The 24,035-nt window shown below is 33.8% G+C and carries 17 protein-coding genes; 5 read left to right on the forward strand and 12 right to left on the reverse strand.

The genetic code is table 11. The features are described from left to right. Positions 1-610: 610 nt before the first annotated feature. The 3 genes from OGZ34_RS16325 to OGZ34_RS16335 form a co-directional block, all read right to left on the reverse strand. Positions 611-2,581: an OmpA family protein gene (locus tag OGZ34_RS16325; RefSeq protein WP_263360929.1), complete on the reverse strand. Its 1,971-nt coding sequence runs from the start codon at positions 2,579-2,581 to the stop codon at positions 611-613. A gap of 10 nt (positions 2,582-2,591) precedes the next feature. Further along, entirely contained in the window at positions 2,592-3,509 is a 918-nt protein-coding gene (locus OGZ34_RS16330; RefSeq protein WP_263360930.1) for a PorP/SprF family type IX secretion system membrane protein, read from the reverse strand. An 878-nt stretch (positions 3,510-4,387) separates the two neighbouring features. After that, entirely contained in the window at positions 4,388-7,261 is a 2,874-nt protein-coding gene (locus OGZ34_RS16335) for a sensor histidine kinase (protein ID WP_263360931.1), read from the reverse strand. A gap of 68 nt (positions 7,262-7,329) precedes the next feature. On the opposite strand from OGZ34_RS16335, the gene OGZ34_RS16340 reads away from it, so the two are divergent. Beyond that, positions 7,330-8,139, forward strand: a complete 810-nt coding sequence (locus OGZ34_RS16340) for a LytR/AlgR family response regulator transcription factor (protein WP_263360932.1) — start codon at positions 7,330-7,332, stop codon at positions 8,137-8,139. 1,427 nt (positions 8,140-9,566) lie between these two features. On the opposite strand, the gene OGZ34_RS16345 is transcribed toward OGZ34_RS16340, so the two are convergent. From OGZ34_RS16345 to budA, 3 genes are read right to left on the reverse strand one after another with little or no spacing between them, the layout of a single operon-like run. Beyond that, positions 9,567-9,923 (reverse strand): hypothetical protein, encoded by a 357-nt coding sequence (locus OGZ34_RS16345; protein WP_263360933.1) that lies wholly within the window; start codon positions 9,921-9,923, stop codon positions 9,567-9,569. Positions 9,924-9,954: 31 nt separating this feature from the next. Beyond that, entirely contained in the window at positions 9,955-11,367 is a 1,413-nt protein-coding gene (locus tag OGZ34_RS16350; protein WP_173967068.1) for an L-dopachrome tautomerase-related protein, read from the reverse strand. A 45-nt stretch (positions 11,368-11,412) separates the two neighbouring features. Then, entirely contained in the window at positions 11,413-12,195 is a 783-nt protein-coding gene (gene budA / locus OGZ34_RS16355) for an acetolactate decarboxylase (RefSeq protein ID WP_263360934.1), read from the reverse strand. A 467-nt stretch (positions 12,196-12,662) separates the two neighbouring features. Here budA and OGZ34_RS16360 point away from each other — a divergent pair, with 467 nt between their 5' ends. After that, positions 12,663-14,315 (forward strand): hypothetical protein, encoded by a 1,653-nt coding sequence (locus OGZ34_RS16360; RefSeq protein WP_263360935.1) that lies wholly within the window; start codon positions 12,663-12,665, stop codon positions 14,313-14,315. Between the two features lie 75 nt (positions 14,316-14,390). Here OGZ34_RS16360 and OGZ34_RS16365 read toward each other — a convergent pair whose 3' ends face one another. From OGZ34_RS16365 to lon, 6 genes are all read right to left on the reverse strand, one after another. Continuing rightward, the gene (locus OGZ34_RS16365; RefSeq protein WP_263360936.1) at positions 14,391-15,767 is read right to left on the reverse strand and encodes a nucleoside permease; all 1,377 of its coding nucleotides are present in this window, start codon (positions 15,765-15,767) and stop codon (positions 14,391-14,393) included. Positions 15,768-15,833: 66 nt separating this feature from the next. Further along, positions 15,834-16,526 (reverse strand): (d)CMP kinase, encoded by a 693-nt coding sequence (cmk, locus tag OGZ34_RS16370; RefSeq protein ID WP_173967072.1) that lies wholly within the window; start codon positions 16,524-16,526, stop codon positions 15,834-15,836. Between the two features lie 46 nt (positions 16,527-16,572). Then, positions 16,573-17,175: a murein L,D-transpeptidase catalytic domain family protein gene (locus tag OGZ34_RS16375; protein WP_263360937.1), complete on the reverse strand. Its 603-nt coding sequence runs from the start codon at positions 17,173-17,175 to the stop codon at positions 16,573-16,575. A 125-nt stretch (positions 17,176-17,300) separates the two neighbouring features. Next, positions 17,301-17,903, reverse strand: a complete 603-nt coding sequence (locus OGZ34_RS16380) for a murein L,D-transpeptidase catalytic domain-containing protein (protein ID WP_173967074.1) — start codon at positions 17,901-17,903, stop codon at positions 17,301-17,303. 4 nt (positions 17,904-17,907) lie between these two features. Further along, positions 17,908-18,927 carry a type IX secretion system protein PorQ gene (porQ, locus tag OGZ34_RS16385; RefSeq protein WP_173967075.1) on the reverse strand — a complete coding sequence of 340 codons (1,020 nt, stop codon included), beginning with the start codon at positions 18,925-18,927 and terminating at the stop codon, positions 17,908-17,910. Positions 18,928-19,138: 211 nt separating this feature from the next. Beyond that, the gene (gene lon, locus OGZ34_RS16390; RefSeq protein WP_173967076.1) at positions 19,139-21,592 is read right to left on the reverse strand and encodes an endopeptidase La; all 2,454 of its coding nucleotides are present in this window, start codon (positions 21,590-21,592) and stop codon (positions 19,139-19,141) included. Between the two features lie 286 nt (positions 21,593-21,878). Between lon and OGZ34_RS16395 the strand changes: the two genes are divergently transcribed. Genes OGZ34_RS16395 through OGZ34_RS16405 form a run of 3 tightly spaced genes read left to right on the forward strand, consistent with a single transcriptional unit; the run spans position 21,879 to position 24,014 of the window. After that, a complete protein-coding gene (locus OGZ34_RS16395; protein WP_173967077.1) occupies positions 21,879-22,433 on the forward strand; it encodes an RNA polymerase sigma factor in 555 nt (184 codons plus the stop codon). Next, the gene (locus OGZ34_RS16400; protein WP_173967078.1) at positions 22,430-22,969 is read left to right on the forward strand and encodes an anti-sigma factor; all 540 of its coding nucleotides are present in this window, start codon (positions 22,430-22,432) and stop codon (positions 22,967-22,969) included. Before OGZ34_RS16395 ends, OGZ34_RS16400 begins: the two co-directional genes overlap by 4 nt. Continuing rightward, entirely contained in the window at positions 22,953-24,014 is a 1,062-nt protein-coding gene (locus OGZ34_RS16405; RefSeq protein WP_263360938.1) for a DUF4097 family beta strand repeat-containing protein, read from the forward strand. Before OGZ34_RS16400 ends, OGZ34_RS16405 begins: the two co-directional genes overlap by 17 nt. Positions 24,015-24,035: the final 21 nt, after the last annotated feature.

Consider the following 24,035-nt stretch of genomic DNA (forward strand, 5'->3'; position numbering starts at 1 on the left):
CCACAAAAGTGATATTATTCCTTCAAAATTTTGCGCAATATTAAGGCATTAGACCTTCTTGTACTTAGTTATTGTAATAAGTGGTATATCGATGTAATAAGTGGTCGTTTTAGCGACATAAGTGGTTCGCTTTTTTTTAACTTGGAGTTTAAAATGTTACCCATCTTCAAATTATGCAATTAACCCCTTAAATAATTTAACCATTGCTTGCGGTTTCAACTGGAGGAACACAATGCAAAATACCTAACTAATGTACCTCGCAGTTAAATCTGCGGGCTACGCTGAAATAACAGAAGATACAAAAGGTCTAAAAAAACAATACCACCAATATAAAAGCATACTCTTCAAATTAGCCAATCATCCTGTTTATTACAACCCCTTTAACACATAGAAATAGAGATTCTATGTAATCAAATAACCTGAATATAACCTGCGGTTTCAACCGCAGGAACGCAATACAAAATACCTAATTAATGTACCCCCGCAATTGAAACTGCGGGCTATGCTGAAACCTGAAAATTGTACAAAAAGTAAACCCGACAGGATTTTAAACCTGTCGGGTTAGAAAACAATGCCACCAATATAAAAGCATCCTCTTCAAATTATATAATTAGTTTTCAGCAAATCCTACAACTATAAACTCACTTCTTCTGTTCACAGCGTGTTCTTCCTCAGTGCAGGGAACTCCATCAACACATTTGTTAAGGATTTTTTCTTCTCCATATCCTTTACCTGATACTCTGCGGGGATCTATACCTCCCATATTTACTAACCAATTTACTGTAGCCCTGGCTCTTAAATCAGAAAGTTTGAGGTTAAAACTTTTAGTATAGCGACTGTCTGAATGGGCTCTTACTTCTATCCTGATATCAGGTCTTAGCTTCATTAATTCTGATATTTTTGCAAGCTCTACCTCCGCATCTTTTCTGATAGAAGATTTACCAAAATCAAAATAGATGTTGGCAATGTTAAGCACTTTGGCTAAATCGAGTCCTGGTTCTATTTTTCGAATCTTTTTCTCCAGAAATAATGTGTGAGGTTCTTTCTCTAAAACATCAGCTATGAAAATACTTTTCTCAATCGTTTCGTAATTTTCCTTCTCTGCTCTTATAAAATACACTTTTCCAACTTGCAGCTTATCAAAATGGTAAGTTCCTGAGCCATTGGAAATTCCTTTTTCTACCAAATTCATCTTTTCATCAAACAAAGAAACTTCAACGTCTGCGATAGGCTGATTGGTTTCTTTATCAACGATCAGGCCATCCCAATTTTTATAAATTTCGCGACTCAAAGGTTTATTTTCGATAAACTTATAAATATCATCAAACCCTTGTCCGCCCTCTCTGTTGGAAGAGAAAAAACCTCTTTTAGTTTTTAAATTAATACTATAGCTGAAATCATCAAACGGAGTGTTTATAGGTTCTCCCACATTTTCGGGTTTTGAAATAGTTCCATGCTCGTTAATCTGAGCTACGAAAACATCTAAACCTCCCAGTCCTAATTGTCCGTCAGAAGCGAAGAACAATTCGTTATTTTCTGAGACAAACGGAAAAGTTTCTCGTCCTTCTGTATTAACATTGGATCCCAGATTCTCAGGTTTTCCATAACTCCCATCTTCGTTAATCGCAACTTTAAACAAATCAGACTGTCCAATGGTACCCGGCATATTTGAAGAAAAATATAGTGTTTTTTCATCAGGACTTAAGGCCGGATGGGCAACGCTATAGGTGTTACTATTAAACGGAAGTTCGGTAATATTACTCCAGTCCTTCCCATTGTGGCTTGCTTTGTATAGTTTAAGAAGGATGACATTATCACTGTTTTTTCCTATTTTTCCTCTATTGTAATTGTTTCTGGTAAAATACACTGTTTTACCGTCTTTGGTGAATACGGGAGAAGATTCATTGAATTTCGAACTCAGCCTCTTTGAAAGTAATTCCGGCATCTCAAAATTTCCCTCCTCATTTACTTTAGACACCAGTAAACTTCCATAGCCCTGATTGTTCCATTTGTTTGACCGTTCCTCTTCTCTGTTATTGGGTCTCGAAGAGGTAAAAACAAAATCAGTGTTAAAAAATGTTCCTCCATAATCAGAGTACGGACCGTTAATATTTAAAGGGTTTATGGTGTATCGACCTGAATTATTTTTAATCTTTTCTAAATAATTTTTATTCTCTGTGTATAACTTGGCCCTATGTTCTTTTTGCGATTTTAAAGAAAACAACTCCAAGTATTCATTACCTTTTATGGGGTCTCCGACAGACTTTAAAGTCTGCGAATACCTGTAATAGTATTCGGGATCTATAAAATGATCTGAATATGCAATAGCTTCTAATTTAAAGAGTTCGGTGTACCACTTGTTAGCCTCTGATAGTTCTCCGTTAAAATAATAGGAGTTCCCTAATCTTTGAAATAGATCTATCGATTTAAAGCCTCTCTCAGCTATTTTTTTATAAATTTCTATCGCATCTATATAAGCAAGGTTATTATATTTTTCATCTGCCTTTTTTATTTTTCCACCCTGCGAAAAAGCCACGCAAGTGGTCATTAAAAGCGATAAAAGTGATATTTGTATTTTCATAATACTAGTTTTAAAAAAATCTTGGTGAATAAACTTTATTTATCTTTTTTGAAAGCTCAAAACGAAGAAAAATTTCATGTGAGCCTGAATTATAATTCCCTAAGTTGGTCGTATCAGCATCGTAAGCATAACCGGCAAAAAGTCCGTTTGTAATTTGAAATCCAACTAATGCACTACAAGCAGCACTCCATCTGTAGGCTACTCCCAGAGTTAGTTTTTCGTAAATCAGAAAATTACCGGATACATTGACCTGTAGCGCATTACCTGCAGTAAAATCTGTCAGAAGCGCCGGTTTAAATTTGATATCCTGCGACAGATCAAAAACATGACCAGCCATAAAATAATAGTGAATTCTTCGTTGTACTTGCGACGTTGTATTACCACTGTTATTGTAGGTTTCTAGAAGCCTTGGTGCTGATATTCCAATATAGGTCTGTTCAGACTGAAGGTACAGGCCGACTCCAATATTGGGCGCAAAATCATTATTAATATTGTACTGGAAATTAGGGTCACCGGGGTTGTATTGATTTAGTTTTGTATAATCTACATTCAGTACATCGGCAGATCCCTTAAGTCCAAAGAATAATCTGTAGTTGTAATTCAACCTGATATTATAAGACATGTCGGCCGAAATAGACGTTTCGTTAGATGGCCCGATTTTATGACTAAGTACTGACAGCCCCAAACCAACATTATCTGATACGGGCGCGCTCGCTGCAAATGTTATTGTTTTTGGAGCGCCCTCAAGCCCTAACCATTGGGTCCTGTGTAGTCCCATAATACTTACTACATCTCTACTCCCCGAATAAGCGGGATTGATCACTGCTGTATTATACATATATTGCGTATACTGAGAATCTTGCTGAGCTACAACACTCTGCACACCCAATAAAAAACTTAATAGTAAAATAATTAAACTCTTTTTCATTTTCGTTTAGATTAAAAATAGTATGATTAGTAATTCTTCTAATGAAGGTATCCTTGTGATAGCGGTAATAATTCAATAACAACTATTTCCTAAAAAACCATCATTTAAAAAGAGCGATAGTTGATACAAATTCAATAGATCACCCACTTTCTTTAGAATTATGGCAAAAGTAGTTCAGCTCCATTTATATCTTCATCAACTTGTAATAACTGGTTGAACTATGAAATAACTGGTCGTTTTACGGTCATAACTGATATAATTGGTAGAGATTTGAGTTCTGAATTAACGTTTATCAGTTTCGAAATTTTAATTGTAAAAAAAGCAAACCCTACAGGTATTAAAAATCTGTAGGGTTTGGAAACGTGTCTTTAGATCGGGTTCAAAAGTTGTGGAGTACTAAAACTAGTATCCTCTTTACTGTAAAGCACTTTAGGAATGTAAGTTTCAGGGCAATATGGTTCATTATCTTAATGTATAGTGCGTTGTATCATTTTTTGCTTTTGGGCTTTCAGCCCTTTTTTAAACATTTCACTTATTAATAGGAGAAAGAAAAAATAATTCTAAAATAAGCCGTAATAAAATGATCTCTTATTTATAATAAAGTCTAAAAAAGAGGAGATAAAAGCGTTAATAAATGGAATAACTCCCATCTGCCCACAACAATTTTTATTTACCCACGCTTTTATAATGTAGAATTGATAAACATTGCTTGTGGTTTCAACCACAGGAATACAATATCTGAAATCTAATTCCATATTTGTAATTGCGGAGTATATTGAAGTTTGATAAAATTGTAAAAATTGCAAACCCGATTAGAAACGGAAATACCAATTTAAAAGCGCCACTTCTCAAATAATCGAATCATCTAAATAAAAAAATCATTCAGAAGCATTGAATTCAAAATAATAAAGCGGCACCGTTATGACAACTCTAGTACCACATGGCACACCATCTTTTTCGAGGTCGATAATTTCTAATGTATGGCTCTTTTTTCTAAGTTTGCTTAAGATTCTGAATCTCTCCTGAATAATTAATGAAGCCAGCGGTTTATGATGGTGTTCATGATCACTAGCTGATTTGCTTCTGCCTACTCCATTGTCTTCAATAATGATTTTTAAACTGCTGTCCTGACGATAAATTTCGATAAGCAGTTCTTTTCTGTTCTTGCTGGCATGTAACCCGTGCATAATTGCATTTTCAATGATTGTCTGTACGACCATCACCGGAATTTCGATTCTTTCTAAATCGAGAGTTTCTTCTATTTTATAGGTAACAAACAATTCATTATTGCTTCTAAGTTGTTCAAAGTCCAGATAGATTTTAATGTATTTGATTTCCTCATCTAAAGAAGTAATTTTATCTCTGGTGACTTCTAATGTAGATCGCAACAATTGAGAAAACTTACTTAAGAACAGATTGGCCTCCTCAACTCCTTTTGTAAACAATATACCCTGCAGATTGTTTAATGCATTAAACAAAAAGTGAGGTTTCATTTGGTTTTTCAGTGATTTGAGCTCTAGGGTAATCAATTCTAATTTTAATTTATTTCTTTGATTTATTTTTCTTTTAAAATAGCGCAGAAAATAAAAAACCATCGTAAGATACATGGCAATTACAACTATAAAAAAGAAATTGGTTTCCCAAAAAAACGGTTCAACTTTAAAACTGACTTTTTCAAATGTTTTTTGGTTCGGGTCGCGTAAATTACGGGCACAGACTTCGAAAATATAATCTCCGTGAGACAAATCATTAAAAAGCACGTTTCGATTTTGCAATAGATTCCACGACGTCTTATCATAGTTTTCATTTTTTACTAATCGATAAAAAAGTTCAAAGCAATCTTTATTATCAAATGTGCGAAAAGAAGTCCTGATCATAACATTACCGGACTTGCCCTGCTTTATCATTTTTTCTTTTGTATTCATAATTGACTTTTCACCCACAAAAAAATCAACAATCTGAACCTGACCCGAAGCGTTTTTGTCCAAATAACTATTTTTAATAACCGAAATACCATTGTCGGTAATCACAATAAACTTATACTTTAGAAAAACAATATCCAAAATGCGGCCTCGCAATACTCCTTCGTCAAAATTTATCTTATTAAAAAAGTGCCATTTATCATTTTGCCGTTTGTAAACCGTAATGTCGTTATAGGTAGCCAAATATACTTTATCATCTTTGTATTTAATAAAATAACAATTGTCCTTAAGGCTTATCTTTTGCTTAACTTTTAAATTGTTATCCAGAAAATAGACCATTCGGTTACCGGTACTTACAATTACACCCTCTTTTGTTTTTCGGATAAAACTGGCTTGTTTTATGCTCGTATTTTTGTTTTTCGCTTTGGTACTAAAATTATAGGAAGCAACCATTTCTTCGTTACCAACCACAGCTAAATTATGATTCAGACAAAAATGTTTGAAACGTATGTCGGTAAAATCAAATGTAATTTTGTCGTTGTGCTCACTCTCTATAAAATTCTCCTTAATGGCAAATAAGTTGCTTTCATCATCTACAAATGTTTGTTCTAAATTGAGTTTGGCATGAATTTTTACAAAACTAAAATGATCACCCGAAGTATCATAAAAATACTTGCCTTTGTCGCTGATCAGACAAATTTTATCTCCCGAACTAAACAAATTAAAGAGCTTCTCTTCGAACTTCCGGATAATTTTCACTTCATAATTTGTGATATCCATCACTCCAAATAAATTAGAATTAGCGATAAAGTAGAGTTTATTACCTTCTAAACGGCTTTTTTTAATAAAAATATCATTGGAACCAAACAGGCTGTAATTTACCTTGTTCATAATTTCGAGACCACTGTATTTGACAAAATACAATCTGTTTTTATCATCAATCAACCAAAAATTCTTGCCCGAATCAATAAAAACCGATTTAAATTCTTTACCATTGAGATGGATTAAATTGCCAACATTTGTAAATCCTGAACCACTCTTGTTTTGAATAGCACCTGCAGCTAAATGTTGTTTCAGCGTATCTTTAGCAGTATAAAAAGGAGCTATTTGTTTTAGATTGTCAATGAGATAATCCATTTTATTATAATAGAAATTGTAAAGTTGTTTCTGGCTGCTTGAATCTACTTTTGCAGATTGGGTAAATAAGCCAAAACGACGCAAATCAATATTATTCGCATTGACTTTGTAAAAAGGTTTTAACCTGAACTTGTTTCCTGATTCTATAACAAAATGTCTCTTAAAAAAACGATCGTAACCGTAATACGTATCCGTTTTCTTATCATATTTGTGAATTTCAGTATCTTTCTTTTTGGGTTTATAGGGTATAAAAGAGTTACCGGGAGTGAGCACGTAACATTCTCCATTGGTTACCGAACTGAAGTAGATGCTTCCTTTTTTCTCAAAACAAAAAAAAAGCCCCGGAATTTTTCTGGCAGCTTTAATGTAATAAACCTGATGGCCTTTTATATAATTTAGTCCATAATAATAATCGCAAACCCAGATTCTGTTTTTTGAATCGATTCGGGAATACATTATATCATTCGAGTTTAAACCATTCTCAATCGAGAAATTTTTAAAAGTACTCCCATTAAACCGGGTCATTCCATTGTTTGTCGCAATCCAAATATTATGTTGCAAACCTTCACTCACGCTATAAACATAATCAGATTTCAGTCCGTTTCGCGAATCCATAATCACAAAATGATTGCGAAACTGCGCCTGAACACTCGTAGAAATTAATAAAATTAAAACGATTAAAAATTGTTTCATGTTACTATTTTTTTTGTAATATTATAAAATCAAAAAAAACTGACTAAAAAATAATTTGTTATAAAGATATGATATCTAAAATCAATGCCATACTAGTTGACGATGATTTTCAAAATCTGGAATTATTAAAATATTTCCTGACTAAATTCTGTCCCTTAATTAATATTATTGGTGAAGCCAGTAATGTCGAAGATTCTATAAAATTAATCAATAAGTTATCTCCTCAGGTAGTCTATCTGGACATACAACTGCATGAAAAAAACGCTTTTGAAATTTTAGACCGCATCGATTTTTCAGAAATTGAAATCATATTTGTCACAGCTTATAATGATTATGCGTTAAAAGCCTTTAAATACAATGCTATTGATTATATCATAAAACCTATCATTATTGATGACATTGTACTCGCCACCAATAAGGTCATCATGAAACTGAATGAAAAAGAACAATTTAATCATTTTTTAAAACAGAAACCTGAACCTGTTCATGAAGTGGTAACATTGCCATCAAAATCTGAATCTTTAATACACCCCTCCACTTCTGATGTAGCCAGCAATGAACATTTGACCATTAACTCATTAGACAAAATGGTCATTATGAGAAAAGAAGATATCCTGTTTTGCAAATCAGACGGGAGGTATACCACTTTTTTCCTCGATAATAATATAGAACATGTTTCAAGTAAAAACATTGGTGAATATAATGCAATGCTCGACAAGACTATTTTTTTTAGAATTCACCACTCTTATATTGTTAATGTAAATCATATTGCAAAAATTAATAAAAAACAGGGCTACTACTGTGAAATGTCTAATGGAGCAAAACTTCCTATCGCCAGAAGAAGACTTGATAACTTAAAAAGCATACTTGAGATCTGATTTTTGTTTGCCTGCTTTGTCATAGTTAAAAAAACAACCTTTTAGAACTTAATCATACAGGTTGAGGCAATGTTACGCACCTGTTGCTTTATTCTGCGGCATTACCCCATTTATCCTGTACAATTTTTTGTCAATTTATCTTTTAGAACAATAAAAAAAATATCAAACTGGCTAAAGACTTCGCAAAAAAATTCTTCCAAAAACACTTTTACAATTCAAAATTTCACAAAAAACCAACTAAATTATATTAAAAAAATATTTCATTTTTTAATGACTGTCTATTCAATTATTTAAATAAACGGCTTCTTCTTCAATTCTTTAAACCAGTTTGATAAGACTTCTTATTTTTCTGATTACAAATTTAAGATGATGATTTGAGATATACAGTCAACTTTCAATAACTGCACCATCTGTGAAATAACTGGTCGTTTTAATGACAAATCTGGAATATTGTCTCACTAGAAAGTATGTAGAAAAATATAAAAATCTGCAAAAAAATATTCAACATAAGCAAATTGCGTACGCATTGAGATAAAGCCACAGATTAAAAAGATTGGAAAACATTGTTCTCTTTACTGTAAAATGGGTTTAGGTATAGCGATATAATACTTTTGCTTTAACTAAAAGTTCTTACAGCTTTCTAAAATCCTCTATTATAAGATGGTGTACAGCTTAGTCTCAAAGTTTTAAATATTCAAGATCTATCGCTCTGAAAGAACCTTAGCAATAACATGGTACGACGCACCCAGAATAATAATGATGACTCTTTAAGCCCTCTAAGGGCGAAAGCTAGCACAAAATAAAGCACAATAATCTTTTGTTTATAACTGCGCCTCAAAAGCTTGACGAGCCAATATCATTAATAAATAGAATAATTATTATCAGTCCAAGACATTTAGTAATGATCTAAGAAATAGGAATAACCACAAAACGAAAAAAAACACTCAAATCTACGAGAAAACTAAACTTTACAACCCTCAAATTTAACTTGCCGCTAAAATTTATAAAACAAAAAAAGAGGGGATTTACTCCCCTCTCAAAAATGGTTAAATGTTAATAGTTACTTTGGTTTACTGGTTAAATTATTTTAATCTTAAAACTAAATCCCATGATATAGTTCTTTTATGCTTATGGCTGAATGCTTCAAATGTGTTTCTTATCCTATTAATTCATCGCAGTCGAACAAACCTAAATACATACTACTAACCTTACAAATGTAATCCAATTGCAACTAGCTGCCTAAAATTTTAAGAATTTAGACCATCCGTGTAATAACTGGATGCATTGAGGTAATATCTGGTAAAACAAACTTTAATTATATCCCTATCACGAACATACAAATCTCAAATAAAAAACACATTATGCGCTTACTGCATAATGTGTTTTTGTAGAGGCTAACGAACCTATTTTTTAAAACTTTGTTTATTCTAACCGAATAAAGCCATTCCATCCTGCATTCTACCTATTAATCCAATGCAAAGTATAAAGCAAAATAAAGCAACTACTAATGCAATAAAACCAAAGACCATCAGCAACCTTCGCACAGAAATAGGAGCAAAATGGTGTTGCTCTTCTTTTGATGTATATTGCCAGATATTTTTAAAATTTTTATAAATCACAATTCCAACAAGACCTACAGTGGCAAAAATAACGGCCGTACTAATAGTCAATACCTGAAAAAACAGTTGATTATCATGAATGAAAACATCACTCAATGTAACTAAGCTAAGCACAAAGAAACCTATTATAGCGATACTTGTTGAAACCCTGAAGAATGTAAACATTTAATACTGGTATTGAGTTAAATCGGAGCTTTTACGGCTTAAAACGAAAAATATAATAAGGTGGTTTTCCCTGATCGTCTGCACCGGTAAATGCAGGAGTGCTATTAAGCTGATTTACTGAAATATACATCCACCCGTTAGGACCTTTATATACATTATCCGGCCACTGCAATTTTTGAGCATCCTGTACAATAGTAGTCAATTTACCCGTAGCATCCAATTTTGTTATGGCATGTTCCTGAAGATTAGTAAAATAATGATTTCCTTCTTCATCTGTCAAAGCTCCATCGCTAAAAGGTTTGTTGCCCGCTTTTTTTATGGCGCTGCTAATTTCGGCATCACTTTTTCCTTCTCTAAATAATCTGGCAGGTACATTATACCACGAAGTTCCGTTCATTGCTCCAAAAAAGATTGTCTCTCTGTCATGCGAAAGTGTAATGGGATCAATGGCAACGCGGGCGGGTTTCCCTCCAAAATAAGTCACTTTACCGTCAATAATCATGTCTTTATCTTCTGCCTGTAAAGAAGCATGTCCGCTAAAGCGACGTGCTTTTTTGGATTTTAGATTCAATACGATGATTCCCGGATTGGCAATATCCGCCAGATAAGCAAAACCATTTTTTTCGTCGATGGCAACATCTTGTGTAAAAGTACCTTTTGGAGCTATTGTTTGAGGTAATTCGATCTTTTGTACTACCTTATTCTTACTAATATCAAAAGCCCAAAGTCTGGATTTTCCAAGTTCAAGTCCCATATCTGTTACCCAAAGTTGATTGTTTTTATCAAAGATTAATCCCAACATTGCATCAAATTTGGCATCGCTTGGTTTTGCACCATTCTTTTGATAAGAAACAGAAGGATACGGAACAGCCTTTCCGTTCACAATCTCAACCAGTTGCGTTTTTTGATTGCCCAGCGGATGTATGGTTGCAAAGATCCTGCCTTCTGCCGATACAGCCACATCACCCGGACGTATGTCCATAGCGGCAACCACCTCAAGAGCAGTAGCTGTTTTGTTTGTGTTTCCAAAATAACTGGCAGTACCTTCTATCCAGTCTTTACGTGGCGGAGCAAAAAAATCTATATCTAAAGTACCGTCTTCCAAACACTCAAACTGATGAGGAATATTCCCCGGAATAATCAATACCTCACCCGCACTAACAACATAATCTTTGCCTTGCATGCTCACTTTTACACTTCCTTTTGTAATATAAGTCGTTTGTTCGTTTGGATGCTGATGCAAAGGTACTTTTGCCCCCTTGTCCATCTTAAACAGCGCCAGCATGCCCTGTTCTCCATACACATATTTGCGTTGTAATTTATCGCCTAGTTGCTCCCATCCCAAATTATCAAATTTTAGATGCTGAATTTCTTTCGTTTGCTGTGCTGTCATAGCAGTAGCGAGCAAGATCATTGCAGAAATTGCTAATTTTAATTTTGTCATGTTTGTTGAATTTTAAATAATAAAGCGGTTTATACCGGCACTCTTTTAGTAAGAGCTTTTAACACCGTCTTGCTTTGTCCAGGGTTTGTTAAAAACTTTATTCTGCTGGGGCAAAATAACCTCATAACCCGGTTTTTCGTCTATGCTGACTTTTATAGTTACTGTCCTTAATTTTCCGGAAATCAGATGTCCGCCATATTTGTGGTCTCTGGAAATAAAATGAAAATGAAACGGAGATAAATCTATGGCTGAGAAATATGGAGGATTGTAAAAACCAACCATAGTCCCCGAGATATATTCTCTTGGATACAAAGGTCTTGTTTTCATGAGTTCCGCCAATCCGGTAGTATCATTTTCATCTAGACGTCTGGCACCACCTACTGTAATGGTTTCAAATTCACATTCTATACGAACGGCATAAGGTTTATTAGTAGAAGGAAGTCTTTTTATCACCTCATTCTGCAGTTCTTCGATATCTTTTATACGGGTAAGTTCAAACTGCATATCAGCTTTAAAGAAAGCAACTGAACCAAATGGTATTTTACGGCTGTTTGTTGCAACCCCAACCTCTCCGGAAGCATCTACCCGATAAAAAATACCATCCAGTGCAATCATTTCACCATCTAAATAATTGTAAGTACCAATTCCGAAATTTCCTTTTTTGGCAAGTTCTCCAATCGTAAGTTCACCCGAATAAACACCATTACGCATCGCATCCATTACAGAGTAATGAAAAAGAGGCTTTTCCTCCTTAACTTGCGCTTTTACAGGTATAAAACCTAATGCTGCAATAAAAAAAACTGCCAATCCGGTACTATTATTTCTCATGGTTTTACGTATTACATTACTTTGTTTCTTCATTACAATAGCAAAGATATTCCTAAATAAAGTAAGACAAATTGTACATGTAAACAATTTTCCTGTACAATTTTATCACCAGCTCTAAAAGTTAATCACCATTATCAGTTAGTTGTAATAATGTTTAATATCAAAATAGAATTAGAATCACGAGGCATTTTAAAATTAATTGTCTCAACGGGTTAATATAATACAGGTTTACGATAATAAACCAGCATTCAAACCCTGAGAAAGCAGTGATATTTGTTATTCTATACTTTCTAACTATGATCAAATTAATTCCTGTCAGATTTTAAACTATTGCTGTTATGAAAGCTGTTTTTTAGCACTCATCGGGTGCAAAATCCTTCATCAGAATATTACTCAATACAATTATATCACCGGAAAAAAAACAAAGGAGATTTGTCTTACATTTGTTATTCTATACTTCTAAAACTATGATAAAATTAATTCCTGTCAGATTTCAAAAATCTTACTGTTCTGCAAGCTGTTTTTTAGCACTCATCGGATGCAAACCCACTCATCAGAATCTTGTCCAACACAATTATATCGTCGGAGAAAGAAACAAAGGCGATTTGTTTTACAATTCATTATTGGATGTTTCCATCGACATCCCGGAAAATGTGAGTTATGAAGATCTTTCTAAGCTTAATAAAAGTACACTACGAAAAAGTATTGGGGATTTTAAAGATATTTCTTCTGCAAAGGCAATACTTAGTTACAAAACAAATCAAAATTTAGAAAGCTACTATTTCTTTGAAAAGATTGAAAAACCAATTGATACAATTACTCATGAAAAACTGGTTCGAAATGACAGTATCAATGGTATTATAATTTTTGAAAAACAAAAAGGAGCAAAAAAAGTCATTTCACTTACGCGAATGCCCGTGAATACGAATCATTTGGAAAAGGCTAACGAAAATATCCGAAGGGTCCATCTAGACAGTACCTCTTTGAATAAACTGTCTTATATGCACCTTTTTAATTATTATACCTATGAGCCTCATAAAAATTACCTGCAGGGAAGAGATAAAATAAAGCTGGCTCCTATAAAAGATCCAAAAAAAATAATGTTCAAAGACCCTTTGTACTTAACGATCAATTCTTATATAGGCAACAATAAAGAATATAATTTACTGATTAAGAAATATGAAAGTGATAAGAGTAATTTTAATCACACTGTTCTAAACTCACTATCAAAAAATGAAGTCAAAAAAGAGGAAGCTGTGATTGCAGCAATTGCAGATCTCGCTAACAACAATCAGATTATTATACTCAATGAGGACCATTTTTATCCCAAACATCGATTGTTTGCTCTAAATCTTCTTGACGTCTTGAAACAAAAAGGATTCACTGTAATTTCTATGGAAACCTTTACACCTAATTATGGTACTAATACCGCTCCCATTCCAAATGCCAAAAATGGATTTTATATCAAAGACCCTTATTTTGGTCATTTCGTAAGAAAAGCAAATGCTATGGGATTTACTCTTGTCGGACATGAAAACGCCGATCAGAAAATAGATAGAGAAATAGGACAAGCCAAAAATGTCATGAAAATATTAGAGAAAGATCCAAAAGCTAAAATTTTTATTTATGTAGGTCATGGTCATCTGGAAGAAAATGGGAAAAAGCGTTTTATGGCCAATTATTTAAAAGAATACTCTAACATAGATCCCGTTACCATCAATCAGGAAACTGTTATGATGAACACAAAAGAAAAACTAATTTTACTTCCTAAAGCTGTATTTGCAAAAGATACTTTAATGAAATCAAGTGCTGATTATTTTGTAATCAATAACCTTGAAGCCAACCTGCAATCGGTTTACCCGGATAAGACTTTCAAAAAGGTTAGCCTGAAAGACCTGAGATTTTCACAATTTAAAAACGAAGAACTATTGGTTGATGTTTTCTTATTAGAGGAATATAATGCAACTAAAAACGCAGATTTATTAATTCCGCTGCAATCTACTCTAATTGTTCAAAAGGATGGTAAAATTGAAACAGATTTACCTATTGGTGAATATTATATTACCGTAAAATCGGCAAATAATGATCTGTTTCAATTTAATCGTATCGAAGTCAATTAATGGCTACAGGTTATTTCAAAAAAAAATCCCGTTTTCAATTGATGAAAACGGGATTGTAAACGGTGTCTTATATTTTTAATGACTCAAATTCTCTATTTCTTTTGGGTCATGTTTGTGTTTGAATAAAATAGCAAAAGCAATCGCAATTACTAAGGCATAAGCTGCAAATGACAACCAGATATGATGCCAGTCTTTCATTAAAATTGGATTTGTAAAAATTCCGTCCGCCGAAATCGAATTACCCTGTCCTTTCACAAATTCCAGCATTTTTGAATTTGTACTGTCTGTTTGTAAAAATCCTGCCAACTCGGTAGTATTCGTGAATGATTTGGTAAAGAAACGGTCAATAGCCCAACCGGAAGTCAAGCTTCCTAAAACTGCTCCAACACCATTAGTCATCATCATGAATAATCCCTGCGCAGATGAACGTATTTTAGAATCTGTATTGCTTTCAACGAATAAAGAACCTGAGATGTTAAAGAAATCAAATGCCATTCCGTAAACGATACAAGATAAAATAATCATCCACAAACCGCCTACAGGATCTCCAAATCCAAATAATCCAAAACGAAGTACCCATGCCAGCATACTAATTAACATTACCTGTTTGATTCCAAAACGTCTTAAGAAAAATGGAATTGCCAGAATAAATAAGGTTTCAGATACCTGAGAGATCGACATGATTATAGTCGAATATTTGATCACGAAAGAATCTGCATATTTAGGAAAATGCTTGAATTCGTCTAAAAATACATCTCCGTAGGCATTCGTCAATTGTAAAGCTCCTCCTAAAAACATAGAGAATACAAAGAACAAAGCCATTTTGTAGTTTCCAAATAATTTAAAGGCCTCTAGTCCTAGAGTTTCTACCAGTGAAGCATCTTCTTTAGTCAAACGTTGTGGCTGGCATTTAGGCAATGTAAAGGCATAAAATCCAAGAATTAATGCACCAACTCCGGCGATATAAAACTGGTATTCTGTTGCTTTGCTTCCGCTTAAATTAGTGATCCACATTGCAGCAATAAAACCAATCGTTCCCCAAACACGGATAGGTGGAAAATCTTTTACAATGTTTTTATTATTGAGCTTAAGCGAAGTATACGAAATAGAATTGCTCAAAGCAATTGTAGGCATGTAACAGCACATTGCAATAAACATTACATATATAAAATTATCAGGTGTTGTAACATGTGCGATACCAAATAAAACTACGGCATAAAGAATGTGCAGTACACCATACAGTTTTTCTGCATTAATCCATCTGTCTGCAATAATTCCGGTTAAAGTGGGCATGAATAAAGAAGCAATTCCCATGGTTCCGAAAACAAGACCAAACTGGGTTCCTTCCCAATTTTTAGTTCCAAACCAATAATTTCCAATTGTTATAAGCCAGGCTCCCCAAACAAAAAATTGAAGAAAGCTCATTATAATCAACCTATTTTTAATTCCCATACGATGAAATTGTCTTTAAATAAATAAAGCGGTAAAACTACCATTAAAAATGATATCTACAAAAAATTAAACTGTTTTAACAACATCCTTTACTAATTCCAGAACTGCATCAAATTGTTCTTCCCTGTTTAAGTAAGAATTATCTATTTCTATCGCATCATCGGCAATGATTAAAGGTGAATCTTCGCGGTGTGTATCAATATAATCTCTTTCAACTACATTTTTCAAGACGTCTTCATAGGAAACGTTGTCTCCTTTTTGCTGTAATTCGTCAAAACGTCTTTGTGCACGGGTCTCGGCGCTGGCAGTCATGAAAACTTTAAGCTCGGCATTAGGAAAAACTACGGTACCAATGTCTCTTCCATCCATCACTATTGCTTTGTTTTTCCCCATTTCCTGTTGCTGCTCTACCAATTTAGAACGCACTTCAGAAACCTCGGCAACTTTACTCACAAAATTAGAAACCTCAATGGTTCTGATTTGTTTTTCCACATTTTCGCCATTAAGATACATCTCAGCAAAACCCAGATCAGCGTTGAATTTAAACTCTAACTGAATGTTTGGCAAAGCTGCTATAAGTGCTGCCTTATCAAAAAAATCTGCTGCAATAAGCTGATGCTGCATGGCAAAGTGTGCCACCGCACGGTACATTGCTCCGGTATCAACATAAACATATTCCAGCTCTTTCGCCAATTGTTTTGCCAAAGTACTCTTTCCTGTTGAGGAGAATCCATCAATTGCAATGGTAATTTTTTTCAATTTTTTTATTTTTAAATTTAAACTTATTTACTGTTCCAATCCGGTTTTAATAGTAAATACTCATCACAATATCGGATCCGGAATTATCAATTATTTTTGCCACTCTTTCAAAATATTTCTTGTTCACCATCGGGCATCCATAACTGTTGCAAATATATCCATTTTGCTCTTCATACGGAACATCAAAATAATAATGAAAAACAATATCACGATCAAATGCGTTCGAATTTGTGGTATCCAATCCATATAATTTGTAGGCCTTACCAAACTTTCCGTTATAATGCTCACCAATAGCGTATTTCCCTAATGAAGTGCTGAGCGAATTAGGAACATTACTAAATTTTAACTTACCTTTTATTTGGGTCTCTGACCCCGAACCATGAGCTACTAATCCTTTATCAATAATTTTATTGGCTTTTAGATCGTATACAAAAAAGCGGTTCTTGCCTGAGGGAATTTTCATATCAATAAAAAAAGCATATCTATCATTGTATTTTGAATCGCTCTTTATAACTTTCCTAATTTCATTGATTTTTTTGCTATCAATTGTACTTGCTACTAACAAAGGAGCTGCCTTCTCTTTCTTAATAACCTTATAACCAACAAAAAACAGGATTACAGCAAGAAAAATAAAAAGGATTTTTTTCATAGAATGATATTGATACAATGTGGAAATTTAAAATGGAATAAAAATCAGAGCAAAAAAAATGCTGTTGAAGAAAAAACAACAGCAATATTATGATTTAAGTTCATTAAAATTATATTCTAAGTTTTCTAATAATAAACATCCAGGATAATATTTGACTTAGAACAACTTATATATTTTTCGAGTCGTTTGAAGAATTGTTCGTTTACCATCGGACAGCCATGACTGTTGCTAATGTAGTAATCTTGTTCTTCATAAGGAACTGCTGAGTAATAATGCAATACAATCGCTCTTTTTAAAGCATTGTTATTGGTTTCATCCAGACCATTTAATTTATATGCCTTTCCGAAAATTCCTTTGTAACATTTTTGAATCACATAGCGCCCTAATGCAGTACAATTCGAATTAGGGGTGTTACTGAATCTCAAGCTGCCTTTCACACCTGTTTCAGATCCCGAACCATGTGCTACAAGGCCCTGATCTATAATTTTATTGTTTACCAGATCGTAAACAAAAAAACGATTTTTACCCGATGGTATTCTCATATCAACGAAAAAAGCAATTTTAGTATTGTATTTAGAGTCAATACTAATCATGTTTTTAATTTCGCTTACTCTGGTATTGATCCGCTCTACTTCCAGGCTGGAAATAGTAGTTTCATTTTTATAGTAATGTTTCGCACCCGTTAAAACACCTACCGTTAAAAATAAAAACAAACTAAGTATTTTCATATCATTATTGAAAATTTAAAATTAGACCAAAAAGACTTGTATTTGCTGCCAATGTATATCTGGAATACGAATAATTAAATTTTAATCTATTCATTTTTAAACCAAATCCTACCGAAACCCCTGAAAAATTACGCTGTTCATTCACCCGTAATTCTTCTCCCCTTCTAAAATTATATCCTAAACGCAAATTAAATGCTTTTTTTGGAAAAAGTTCTACTCCAAAAACCACATGCCTCAAAGCGTTATTGACAAACGAAACTTTCTCTTTACTTGTTGATCCATCGATGCCGGTTTCTCCACGAACGGGATTCGAAAAAGAGATATTCCACTGTTGCAAATTTTCTAATGAAAGATGCCAGCGAAGGGGCACATGCTCTAATTCCTGCGAAACTCCTGCCACGATTTCAAATGGTAAATTTTCTTTAATTCCTGAATACGTGGTAAATTGTGTACCAATATTGCGTATTACTAAAGCCAAATTTACGTCATTTTTTTCAATTACATACAAAAAACCTAAATCAATTGCACCTCCTATTGAATTATAACTCTCTAACGTTGAAGTCACTAACTTCATATTTGCACCTATATGCAAATCGGTGAACGGAACATTGTAAGCGTACCCCAATGAAAGTGCGCCCTCACTCCCCGTAAAATTTGAGGTAGCCTGTCCGTTTTCATCATAACCTTCAAATGAACCATAATTAACATAACTTACTCCTGCATAAAACGTCTGCACATGTCTGTCGTAAGTATAAGCGTACGAAGCAGTTCCATAAGAAGCTTCTCCGTAATAACTTCCATAATTCATCGCAAGATGATTGTCCATGTCTTCATTCAAAGCTGCCGGATTAGACATAGCCTGATTAACATCTTCATCGTAAATCGTTATCGTTTTACCTCCTAATGCCGCCTGTCTCGGCGAGGTTGTTAAATTTAAAAACTGATAGGTGTAGCGCCCTCCTATTTGCCCATAACTAATGGAGCAAATCGATACTAATAAAAATAAAACAAATTGTTTTAACATTCTTTTTGGGCGATCCTATAGAGGGATAACGCAAGTGCGAAGATAAAATTATATCATTTATAAAAATAAAATACGATAAAAATAAATTACAATAATAAAATTCCAAATTCCAATCTGAGAGTTCTGATTAAATTTCAATAAAAAAATTCCAAATTCCAAAACTGAAGTATCAGATTGGAATTTGGAATTTAAATTTTGGATTTTTTTAACTTTACTTCAGCGTTTTCGCGTTTTTAACATTCTGATCGGTCAAGGCCAAAGCCAGAACTTCGCTCATTTCTTTTACATAATGAAAAGTAAGTCCTTCTAAATATTCTTCTTTAATTTCATCAATATCACTTTTATTTTCATGACATAAGATGATTTCTTTAATATTTGCTCTTTTTGCTGCAAGGATTTTCTCTTTAATTCCACCTACCGGTAAAACTTTACCACGCAATGTAATTTCTCCTGTCATAGCCAGGCTCTTCTTTACTTTCTTTTGTGTCAGTAACGAAACTAAAGAAGTTAACATTGCAATACCGGCACTTGGTCCGTCTTTTGGCGTTGCTCCTTCCGGCACGTGTAAGTGAATGTTATATTTTTGAAACAATTCAACACTCAGACCTAGTTTTTTAGCATTGGCTTTAATGTATTCTAATGCAATAGTAGCCGATTCTTTCATGACATTACCAAGGTTTCCGGTAATAGTCAAAGCTCCTTTTCCTTCAGAAATTAAAGACTCTATAAACAAAATATCTCCACCAACACTTGTCCAGGCCAAACCTGTAACAACTCCGGCAATATCATTGTTTTCATATTTATCACGCTCTAGTCTTGGTACACCCAAAACTTTAACGATATCTTCGTCGGTAACTTTTTTATTGTACTCCTCTTCCATTGCAACTGATTTTGCTGCATTACGAATTACCTGAGCAATTTTAGTTTCAAGGTTACGAACTCCGGATTCACGTGTATATCCTTCTACAATTTTTTCCAATTGCTTTTTACCAATAGTCAAATCTTTAGTAGTTAATCCATGCGCTTCTAATTGTTTTGGGAAAAGGTGTCTTTTGGCAATTTCCACTTTTTCTTCAATAGTGTAACCGGACATTTTAATCACTTCCATTCTGTCACGCAAAGCTGGCTGAATGGCTGACATATTGTTTGAAGTTGCAATAAACATTACCTTAGACAAATCATATCCCATTTCAAGGAAATTATCATAAAAAGCATTGTTTTGTTCGGGATCTAATACTTCCAATAAGGCAGAGGAAGGGTCTCCACTGTTACCACTTGACAATTTATCAATCTCATCCAGAATAAAGACAGGATTTGAAGTTCCCGCTTTTTTCAAACTTTGAATGATTCGTCCCGGCATCGCACCGATATATGTTTTTCTGTGTCCGCGGATTTCAGCTTCATCACGTAAACCACCTAAAGAGATACGTACATATTCACGTCCTAAAGCTTCGGCAACAGAACGTCCAATAGAAGTTTTACCAACTCCCGGAGGCCCTGTTAAACATATAATTGGCGACCTCATATCGTTACGAAGTTTCAATACGGCCAAATGTTCAATCATTCTTTTCTTTACTTCTTCAAGTCCAAAATGATCTTTATCTAATACTTTCTGTGCATGTTTCAAATCGAATTTATCTTTAGAATACTCGCCCCAGGGCAATTCTAAAAATAATTCCAAATAGTTGCGCTGAATTCCAAAATCAGGTGATTGTGGGTTCATTCTACGCATTTTAGACAGTTCTTTCTCGAAATGTTTCTGCGTTTTCTCGTCCCACTTTTTAGCTTTGGCCTTCTGCCCCATTTCGTCCATTTCTTCCTCCTGCGAAACGCCTCCCAATTCTTCCTGAATGGTTTTCATTTGCTGGTGCAAGAAATATTCACGCTGTTGCTGGTCTAAATCAAAACGAACTTTTGACTGAATGTCATTTTTCAATTCTAATTTTTGCAGCTCAACGTTCATATAACGCAAAGTTTCAAGAGCACGATCTTTCAATCCATTTATAGACAACAAACCTTGCTTCTCTTTTACAGACAAGTTCATATTAGAAGAAACAAAGTTGATCAAGAACGATTGGCTTTCAATGTTTTTAATCGCAAAAGTAGCTTCTGACGGAATGTTCGGACTCTCTTTTATAATTTGAATTGCCAGTTCTTTTACAGAATCTAAAATTGCTTTAAACTCCGTATCATCTTCTGCCGGACGTTCTTCCGAAACTTCTTTGATCGTAGCAGTGATATAAGGTTCTTCGGAAACCACTTCATCAATTTCAAAGCGTTTTTTACCCTGTAAAATTACAGTTACGTTTCCATCAGGCATTTTTAAAACGCGAAGTATTCTGGCTACGGTTCCAATTTTATGAATATCATCTTTGGACGGATCTTCGTCTTCTTCATTAATCTGAGAAACTACACCAATAATTTTTCCGCCGGCATTGGCATCATTAATTAATTTGATTGATTTGTCTCTTCCTGCTGAAATTGGAATCACAACTCCCGGAAATAAAACGGTATTGCGCAACGGCAAAATTGGCAACGAGAGCGGAAGCTCCTCGTTGTTCATTTCCTCTTCATCTTCCGGAGTTAATAATGGAATCAAATCTGCCTCTGAATCAAATTCCTGAAGTGACAGATTGTCAATTGTAAGTATTTTATGGTTTGACATAATAGTATATAAGTCGTTTTGTCATTAAATATTTCATACCAGCCGTAAATATAACTGTACATACGGTAGTTTCTACTATAAATATGTAAAGTCTTTCGTTTACATGATAAGCCGTAAAAATAGACAATCATTATGCCAAAACCAAAAAAGACTGTTTTGAAATTAAGCCACAAGAGCCAAATAATACAAGAAAGAGAAGTATTTTGAAAAAAAATAAAATTAATTTTATCAAAAGTGTAACAAACCAAAAAAAGTAAAGTCATTATTAAAAACTAGCAACCATTACTTGAGTATAAATAATCAGAATATCGAAGAATTAATCACGCTTTGTAAGGAGAACAACCAAAAAGCTCAGTTTGAAGTTTACAATCGTTATTGTAAAGCTATGTACAATGTGGCATTCCGCATTGTGAAAGATGAACATTTTGCGCAAGACGTCATGCAGGAAGGTTTTCTAAAGGCTTTTACAAAAATCAATGACTATAAACAAGAAGTAGCATTTGGTGCGTGGTTAAAAAGAATAATTATCAATTACAGTATTGATTTTTATAAAAAGAATAATGCTTTCCAGGCAGAAGATTTAAACAAGACCCTTTACAAAATAGAGGAAAACGACAGTTTTTTTAGCGAAAACATCGACATGAATTCGCTTAAAGTGAAACAGGTCTTAGATACAATTTCAAACCTGAAAGACAATTACCGGATGGTTTTAACCCTGTTTTATATTGAGGGTTACGATCAGGAAGAAATTAGCGAAATTTTAAACATTAGTTACGCTAATTGCCGAACAACGCTAAGCAGAGCAAAAGAAAGTTTACGAAAAAAATTAGAGGAAATATGAAAAAGGAAAATGACGATTTAGATCAATTATTTAAAAAATTTGAGAATCAATGGGATGTAGAGGAACTAAGTTCCGACCATCAGCTGAATTTCTTAAATAAATTAAACCAAAAACAACCTAAAAAGAAAAATCATACGGTTTGGGCAATTGCTGCTTCAATTGTGGTACTGTTGAGTGTCTCTTTATTTTACAACAGTTACCACGAACCTAAACAGTATAAGTTTGCTTCGAAGGAAGCCCAAAGAACCGATTCGATATTTAGTATTTTAATCGATAATGAGCTAGTTAAATTAAAAGAAAAAAGTTCTCCTGAAAATGAACAGATTATCAGTGACGCCTTAAAGCAAATGAAGGTGTTCGATGCCGATTATGCAAAAATTATAAACGAATTGCAGAAAAATGGCGAAAACAAACAAATTATTTATGCCATGATCAGTAATCTGGAAACCCGAATTTCCTTTTTACAAACTGTTTTACAACGAATTGAAGAAAATGAAAATTTTAAAAATAACACTACACATGAAAAAACATTATAAAATACTCATCCTATTTCTTTTGCTTCCTTTTTTAGGATTCTCAAATGACGATAATTACAGTACTAAGCAAAAGAACATTAAAAAAACCTACATCGTAAATTCGAACGCAGGTATTGATATTGATAACAAATACGGTGACATTACAGTCAGTACCTGGAATGAGGATAAAATTGACATTGACATTACCATTAAGGTTACCAGCAACAATGAAGATTGGGTTAACGCAAAGCTCAACAGTATTGACGTAGACATTACCGCTCTTAAATCGATGGTTACTGCCGTTACAAATATTGGCAATTCGTCTTTAAAAAGTAGAGGAAGTGCTAATTTTTTCGAAATTAATTATGTGATTAAAATTCCTAAAAACGGAACTGTAAAACTTAATAATAAGTACGGAAATATCACTACTTTAACCTTGGAATCTACCACTGATATTACCTGCAAATATGGTAAAATAGTGTTAGGAAAACTAAACGGTTCAAACAATCGAATTGAACTGGGGTATTGTCAGAACTCTACCATTGATTACATCAAAAGCGGAGCTATTGAAGCGCGTTACTCGAACTTAAAGATAAACGAGTCCGGAAATTTAACGATAGATGCCAATTATACTGATTTGTATATCCTTCAGGAAGGCCAAAACATCAAATACGATAGTAATTACTGTACTTTTAAGCTGCAAAAAATCAACTCTCTGACAGGTTCCGGAAATTATTTAAGTGTTTCTGTTGGAGATTTATTAGGTAATCTGAATATCGACACTGATTATTCAAAAATAAATGTGGAAACGCTTACTGAAAAACAAAAAAATGTAAACATCACCAGCAATTATACCAATGTATCACTGGGATACAGCTCTAATCTTGCTTTTGATTTTGATATCAATACCAGATACGGAAGTATCAAATACGACAATTCATTAGATACTTCGGTAGCAGAAACTAAGGGCAGTTCTAAAAGGATAAGTGGTTTCAACAAGAAAAAAGGGCAAAGCAAGATAGCAGTAACCACCAGCTATGGCAATGCAGCATTAATTAAAAAATAACAATCTTAAAACAACCAAAAA

This window comes from Flavobacterium collinsii, assembly GCF_946903285.1.
In the GTDB taxonomy this organism is placed as follows: Bacteria; Bacteroidota; Bacteroidia; order Flavobacteriales; family Flavobacteriaceae; genus Flavobacterium; species Flavobacterium collinsii.